The following is a 244-nucleotide window of genomic DNA, read 5'->3' as shown; positions in this document are numbered from 1 at the left end:
GGCGGGTCGGCGTCGACCGGGAAGATCGTCGCGGCGATCGAAGAGCGACTCTGATCAGTCGGCTCTGATCAGTCGGTTCGGATCGAGACGACCGGGGTCTCGGAGTTAAGCATCAGGGACTGAACGACGCTCCCGAACAGCGCCTTCCCGACCGGCGACCGCTTCCGACCGGCGATGACGAGGTACCTGGCGTCGTTGGAGTCGGCGTAGTTGCTGATCTCGTCGGCCGGCTCGCCGAGGAGCC

1 protein-coding gene is annotated in these 244 nt (G+C 66.0%); it reads right to left on the bottom strand.

The window, feature by feature from the left end; all coding sequences use genetic code 11:
• Positions 1–68: 68 nt before the first annotated feature.
• On the bottom strand, positions 69–244 hold a 176-nt coding region (locus tag DJ73_RS20645; protein ID WP_217900441.1), incomplete at its 5' end, for a universal stress protein.

It is taken from the genome of Halorubrum sp. Ea1, assembly GCF_002252965.1.
Classification (GTDB): domain Archaea; phylum Halobacteriota; class Halobacteria; order Halobacteriales; family Haloferacaceae; genus Halorubrum.
The sequence above is the reverse complement of the archived record's forward strand: the minus strand, read 5'-3'. Positions and strand labels throughout refer to the sequence as shown.